Origin of the sequence: Streptomyces capoamus (assembly GCF_014654935.1) — a bacterium.
Taxonomy (GTDB): domain Bacteria; phylum Actinomycetota; class Actinomycetes; order Streptomycetales; family Streptomycetaceae; genus Streptomyces; species Streptomyces capoamus.
In genome coordinates this window covers 131319-135816 of the sequence record NZ_BNBF01000021.1, presented here as the reverse complement: position 1 = coordinate 135816, position 4498 = coordinate 131319, and the positions used below count along the sequence as shown (strand labels likewise).

General features: G+C 74.2%; 6 protein-coding genes and 1 pseudogene. 5 read left to right on the top strand and 2 right to left on the bottom strand.

The window, feature by feature from the left end; all coding sequences use genetic code 11:
* Positions 1–494, top strand: a pseudogene (locus IE312_RS42245) (WD40 repeat domain-containing protein); the annotation flags it as partial.
* On the opposite strand, the gene dapA reads toward IE312_RS42245, so the two are convergent.
* Complete coding sequence (gene dapA, locus IE312_RS28770; protein WP_370467617.1) at positions 481–1428, bottom strand: 4-hydroxy-tetrahydrodipicolinate synthase; 948 nt, start codon at positions 1426–1428, stop codon at positions 481–483. The pseudogene IE312_RS42245 and the gene dapA overlap by 14 nt on opposite strands.
* Before the next feature lie 215 nt (positions 1429–1643).
* Between dapA and IE312_RS28765 the strand changes: the two genes are divergently transcribed.
* The 4 genes from IE312_RS28765 to IE312_RS28750 are packed head-to-tail and all read left to right on the top strand — an operon-like array spanning position 1644 to position 3498.
* The gene (locus IE312_RS28765; RefSeq protein WP_189985215.1) at positions 1644–1802 is read left to right on the top strand and encodes a hypothetical protein; all 159 of its coding nucleotides are present in this window, start codon (positions 1644–1646) and stop codon (positions 1800–1802) included.
* Complete coding sequence (locus IE312_RS28760; protein WP_189985214.1) at positions 1799–2503, top strand: hypothetical protein; 705 nt, start codon at positions 1799–1801, stop codon at positions 2501–2503. Before IE312_RS28765 ends, IE312_RS28760 begins: the two co-directional genes overlap by 4 nt.
* Before the next feature lie 57 nt (positions 2504–2560).
* Positions 2561–2980, top strand: coding sequence for a phage holin family protein (locus IE312_RS28755; RefSeq protein ID WP_189985213.1), 420 nt, complete (start codon positions 2561–2563; stop codon positions 2978–2980).
* Entirely contained in the window at positions 2977–3498 is a 522-nt protein-coding gene (locus tag IE312_RS28750; RefSeq protein ID WP_189985212.1) for a DUF3618 domain-containing protein, read from the top strand. Before IE312_RS28755 ends, IE312_RS28750 begins: the two co-directional genes overlap by 4 nt.
* Positions 3499–3594: 96 nt before the next feature.
* Here the strand turns inward: IE312_RS28750 and IE312_RS42240 are convergent.
* The coding region (locus tag IE312_RS42240; protein ID WP_368860025.1) for an endonuclease/exonuclease/phosphatase family protein at positions 3595–4498 on the bottom strand (904 nt) is incomplete at its 5' end.

Genomic DNA, 4498 nt, shown 5'->3' with positions numbered 1-4498 from the left:
CCGACCGCGACAGCAGCCCCCGCGCGGACTTCGCCTACAGCCGCAGCGGCCGGCTCGTGTACGCGCGGTATGTCGGCGGCCGGGACGGGTTGCAGCGGTTCTACGACCTCGAGGGCCACAGGACCGCCGCGCCCGCGGACGAGAGGTTCCTGCGCTCGGACGTCCCCGCGCGGCTGTCCCCGAGCGGCAGGCTCGCCGCTCTCGGCCTGGCGAAGGAGGTCGGCGGCACCCCCGGCAGGTCCTACTCCTCCGTCCGTGATCCGCGTACCGGGAAGGAGATCACCAAGGTCCGCGGCGGCGACCTGCTCGCCTGGGCCGACGAGCAGCACCTCATCGCCTGGGAGCGGGTGACGAGGCTGGACGAGGAGTACCGCCCGCGGCTCGTGCTGGTGACGATCGGCAGCGACAAGGTCGTACCGCTCAGCGGTGTCCAGGAGCCGGCCGGGCCCACCGACCCGCACGAGCCGTGGGAGCCCGTCCTCACCCGCCGCTAGGACCGGACGCGCCGATCGGGGACGCGCCGGCCGTCGACACGTCGGCCGGGGACGCGTCGGCCGGGGACGCGTCGGCCCGGGACGCGTCCGCGGTGAGTGCCTGGTACGCCGCCAGCAGCCCGTCGGCCGTCTCCCGGCCGGCGGGCAGCAGCGGTGCGCGGACCGGTCCCGCGGGCAGGCCGAGGCGGTTCAGCAGGGCCTTCGCGGTGACCGTGCCGGGCAGGCCCGCTTCCAGCATCGCCTCGGTCAGCGGGACGAGCGCCCGCTGGAGCGCGGCCGCCCGGCCGGTGTCACCGGCGTCGAACGCGGCCGGGATCCCGGCGACGACGTCCGGCACGGCGTTCGCCACCGTGCTCACACAGCCCGCCCCGCCGAGCGCGTACAACGCCAGTACGTGCTCGTCGCAGCCCGCGTAGTACGCCAGCTCCGTCCGCGCCAGCACCTTCTGGGTGCCGAAGAAGTCGTAGGAGCAGTCCTTCACGGCCACGATCCCCGGGTGGTCCGCGAGGCGGATCATGGTGTCCGGCTCGATCCGGGTGCCCGTGCGGCCCGGGATGTCGTACAGCATCACCGGCAGCCCGCACGCCTCGGCGACCTGGCGGAAGTGGGCGGCCACGGCCTCCTGCGGGGGGCGGCTGTAGTACGGCGTGACCACCAGGACACCGTCGGCGCCCGCCTTCCCGGCCGCGAGCGCCAGCTCCACCGTGTGCCGGGTGTCGGCCGAGCCCACGCCCGCGACCAGCGCGGCCGAGGTGCCGACCGCTTCCCGTACGGCCGCGACCAGCCGCGTCTTCTCCTCGTCGGTGGTGGTCGGCGACTCGCCGGTCGTGCCGCTGAGGACCAGGCCGTCGCAGCCCCGCGCCACCAGGTGGGCGGCCAGTCGCTGGGCGCCGTCCAGGTCGAGGGTGCCCGTCGCGGTGAACGGCGTGATCATGGCGCAGAGTGTGCGGCCGAAGGGTGGGGCCGGGCGAGTACTCGTCATGGGAGTAGTCTCGGCAGTCCGTCGCTGAAGCTCTACTTAAATCTACTTAGATGTATGGATAAGCGTTGCTAAGCGATTGCAGGTGTGCAGGGACGCCCTGTGTCCAACTCGGTACCTGATGGGTCACTATGGCCGGAGGGCACCGACGTCAGGTCATGGGAGGCACCATGAAGCTGGGCAAGGCACTGGCCACCGGGATCGCCGAGGAGCGGCCGCTCGCCCGTCTCGACCCCGAGGAGGAACCGCGCGACGCCGAGGGGACCGTCCGCACACGGACCGCCGCACCGGCGGAGCCGGCCCGTGAAGAGGTCCCGGCCGCCCGATGAGGCTGCGGCTCCCGGCGGAACGCCCGACGGAGCCGCCGACCGGCTACAAGATCGCCTACCCGGTGCTGTCCCAGGACGGCACCCGGGCCGGCTTCACCGGTGTGTCGCTCGGCGGCGCACTGCCGTACGCCGTCCTGGACGACGCCTCCTGCGTCTACGGCCTGCGGCACCGCCCGCCCGCGCGCCGGTGCGACTGCGGCTTCCACTGCGTGCACGACCGGGCCGCCGCCGAGGCCCTGCTGTGCACCGCCGAACACCGCGCGGCCGTCCTGCTGGAGGTGTCCGTCCTCGGCGCCTACATCCGCTTCGAACGCGGCTTCCGCTACGCCCGGCAGCGGGTGCGCACGGTCACGGCCGGGCCCTGCGGCTGCGGCGCCGGTGCCGTCGCGCTGGCCGACGCCGGCTGGGGCCGGCCCGGCCTGCGAGCCCTGGCCCCCGCCTGCGCCGGTTGCCTGCGCGGCCGTCCCTCCGTCTCCCTCGCCGGCTTCGCCCGGCTGGCCGGACAGGGCCTGCGGGCCGTCGCCGCCGTCGGCGCCACCGGCGCCCGGCCGGGCCCGGCCGCCGAGTTGACGACCGACGCCGGGCTCGGCGTACCCGAACTCGTCGCCGAGGCCGCCCTGTTGCAGGCACGCCTCGACTGGTTCCAGGAACAACTCGCGCGCCTCGGCGACCCCGGGGCGGGAGGCACCGGGCAGGGGTGAGGACCCTCGGGTGCGGGTACCCGGACGTTCCGCACAGGCAGGAAGGAGGCGGGCACCGTGACCGTGACCTCGCACACCCGGCCCGCGGCCGACGGGCACCCCTCCACGGGCGAACTCGTCGGCCGGGCCACCGAACAGCTCTCCCGGTTGCTCCGGCAGGAGGTCGCCCTCGCCAAGGAGGAGCTGGCCGAGAAGGGCCGCCGGGCCGGACGCGGCGGCGGACTGCTGGGCGCCGCCGGCGCCGTCGGCTACGTCGGGTTGATCACCCTCGCCGGAGCGGCCACCGCCGCCCTCGCCCTGGCGCTGCCCGTGTGGGCGGCGGCACTGGTCGTGGCCGCGGTGTTCTTCGCCGTCGCCGGTCTGCTGGCCGCGACCGGACGCGCGCAGCTGCGCCGTGCCGCCCCGCCCACGCCCGAGAAGACGCTCGGCAGCGTCAGGGCGGACGTCGACGCGATCAGGGAAAGGGCACACCGATGACGCACAGGAAGTCGCACGGCACGGGCGCCAAGGGTCCCGACGAACTGCGGCAGCAGATCGAACAGACCCGCGGCCAGCTCGGCGACACCGTCGCCGAGCTGGTCGGCCGGGCCGACGTGAAGGGCCGGGCCCGCGCCCGCGCCGCCGACCTCCGGGACAAGGCCGGCGCCATGACCGTCCAGCTGCGCGTGGGCGCCGCCCAGGCGGGGCACGGCGTGCAGGACCGGGCGGTCAAGGCGGGGCACCTGGTGCAGGAGCGCGCCGCGCGGGCCGGACACACCGCGCAGGAACGGGTGACGAGGACCGGTCACCTGGTGCAGGAGCGGACCGGACACGGCAGGCACGCCCTGCGGGACCGGGCCGCCCACGCCGGGCACGAGCTGCGGATGCCGCGACCGGTGCGGTCCCTCGTGGATGCCGCGCTGCGGCATCCACGGCCGGCGCTCGTCCTCGGCGCGGCGGGTGCCGTCGTCGTCGGCGCCGCCGTGGTCTGGCGCCGGATCGACCGCGTGCAGTGACGCACGGCGGGGCCGGCCGGACGGCACGTCCGGCCGGCCCCGCCGGGTCGGGGCGAGTCCGGTCCCGCCGGCGGGGGAACCGGGGTCGCCGTCGGATCAGGGGCGGAACCGCAGGACCTGCGGGTCGTGGTCGCTGATCTGGTCGTGGAACTCCGCGTTGATGTGCACGCTGTCGTAGTCGAAGTCGCAGCCGCGGCGGATCGCCGGGCTGACCAGGATCTGGTCCAGGACCTGCTGGTTGCCCTGGTAGTCGTAGCTGTAGCGCTCGCTCCTGGGCAGCGACTTGATCGCCGACCACAGCTCGCCGTCACCCTCGAGGATCTGCGCGGTGCCGGAGAACTCGAAGTCGTTCATGTCGCCGAGCGCGATGACCTCCGCGTTCTTCTGCGCGGACAGGATGTCCTTGACGAACGCGTTCACCACGGTCGCCTGGGCGTGCCGCTGGATCTCCGAGCTGCGCACCGGCGGCTGGTACTGCGCGGTCAGCCCCTGGTCGCCGCCCTTGGAGTTGAGGTGGTTGGCGATCACGAACACGGTCTTGCCGCGGAAGACGAACTCGCCCGCGAGCGGCTTGCGGCTCTTGTTCCAGGCCGCGTTCGCCGGGTCGATGCGGCCCGGGGACACCGTCAGCTGCGCCTTACCGTGCACCTTGGTGACGCCGACCGCGGTGGTCGAGTCGCCGCCCGCGCGGTCCACAAAGGACACCCGCTCGGGGTTGAACAGGAACACCTGGCGGATGTTGCCGCCGGGCTCGCCGCCGTCCTGGTCGTTGACCGGGTTGACCGAGCGCCACTCGTACCTCGGGCCGCCCGCCGCGGTGATCGCGTCGATCAGCTTGCCCACCGTCCGGTCCGCGTCGACCGTGCCGTCGTCCTTGGCACCGTCGTTGTCCTGGATCTCCTCCAGGGACACGATGTCGGGCGACTGGAGGTTGTGCACGATCGCGGCGGCGTGCTGGTCGAAGGTGGTGTCCGACGGGTCGAGGTTCTCCACGTTGTAC